The sequence below is a fragment of the Flavobacterium rhamnosi genome (assembly GCF_048286515.1).
GTDB lineage: Bacteria > Bacteroidota > Bacteroidia > Flavobacteriales > Flavobacteriaceae > Flavobacterium.
On the sequence record NZ_JBLVPS010000053.1, the window covers coordinates 1 to 1,808 of the forward strand.

The following is a 1,808-nucleotide window of genomic DNA, read 5'->3' on the forward strand; positions in this document are numbered from 1 at the left end:
AGATTAAAAAGAAGTTGTACTTTTGCACCCGCTTCGAGAGACACACAATGTGGGTTAAACGAGACGAGAAACAAGATAAGAACACGTTCCTAGACATATTGAATTGACAGCCGTTTTAAGAGAGATCTTAAGACAAAAGAATAAGAGTAATAGAATTGAAAGATTTGAAAAAACCACTAGAGAATTTAGTCGAATATAAAAAAGAGCTTAAATTTATTTAAGTTCGCACAATATACGATGAAGAGTTTGATCCTGGCTCAGGATGAACGCTAGCGGCAGGCTTAACACATGCAAGTCGAGGGGTATAGTTCTTCGGAACTAGAGACCGGCGCACGGGTGCGTAACGCGTATGCAATCTACCTTTCACAAAGGGATAGCCCAGAGAAATTTGGATTAATACCTTATAGTATATATGAATGGCATCATTTATATATTAAAGATTTATCGGTGAAAGATGAGCATGCGTCCCATTAGCTTGTTGGTAAGGTAACGGCTTACCAAGGCAACGATGGGTAGGGGTCCTGAGAGGGAGATCCCCCACACTGGTACTGAGACACGGACCAGACTCCTACGGGAGGCAGCAGTGAGGAATATTGGACAATGGGCGCAAGCCTGATCCAGCCATGCCGCGTGCAGGATGACGGTCCTATGGATTGTAAACTGCTTTTATACAGGAAGAAACACTACTTCGTGAAGTAGCTTGACGGTACTGTAAGAATAAGGATCGGCTAACTCCGTGCCAGCAGCCGCGGTAATACGGAGGATCCAAGCGTTATCCGGAATCATTGGGTTTAAAGGGTCCGTAGGCGGTCAGATAAGTCAGTGGTGAAAGCCCATCGCTCAACGGTGGAACGGCCATTGATACTGTCTGACTTGAATTATTAGGAAGTAACTAGAATATGTAGTGTAGCGGTGAAATGCTTAGAGATTACATGGAATACCAATTGCGAAGGCAGGTTACTACTAATGGATTGACGCTGATGGACGAAAGCGTGGGTAGCGAACAGGATTAGATACCCTGGTAGTCCACGCCGTAAACGATGGATACTAGCTGTTGGGAGCAATCTCAGTGGCTAAGCGAAAGTGATAAGTATCCCACCTGGGGAGTACGTTCGCAAGAATGAAACTCAAAGGAATTGACGGGGGCCCGCACAAGCGGTGGAGCATGTGGTTTAATTCGATGATACGCGAGGAACCTTACCAAGGCTTAAATGTAGATTGACCGGTTTGGAAACAGACTTTTCGCAAGACAATTTACAAGGTGCTGCATGGTTGTCGTCAGCTCGTGCCGTGAGGTGTCAGGTTAAGTCCTATAACGAGCGCAACCCCTGTTGTTAGTTGCCAGCGAGTCATGTCGGGAACTCTAACAAGACTGCCAGTGCAAACTGCGAGGAAGGTGGGGATGACGTCAAATCATCACGGCCCTTACGCCTTGGGCTACACACGTGCTACAATGGCCGGTACAGAGAGCAGCCACTGGGCGACCAGGAGCGAATCTATAAAACCGGTCACAGTTCGGATCGGAGTCTGCAACTCGACTCCGTGAAGCTGGAATCGCTAGTAATCGGATATCAGCCATGATCCGGTGAATACGTTCCCGGGCCTTGTACACACCGCCCGTCAAGCCATGGAAGCTGGGGGTGCCTGAAGTCGGTGACCGCAAGGAGCTGCCTAGGGTAAAACTGGTAACTAGGGCTAAGTCGTAACAAGGTAGCCGTACCGGAAGGTGCGGCTGGAACACCTCCTTTCTAGAGCTTGAATGTTAGTTGCTTTTGTAACACTTTCAAGAAAGAAGACGAAAGTTCGAA

1 rRNA gene is annotated in these 1,808 nt (G+C 47.4%); it reads left to right on the forward strand.

The features are described 5' to 3' along the window. The first annotated feature begins 234 nt into the window (after window positions 1-234). Window positions 235-1,748: ribosomal RNA gene (locus tag ACNQGN_RS18870) — 16S ribosomal RNA — on the forward strand. Window positions 1,749-1,808 lie beyond the last annotated feature (60 nt).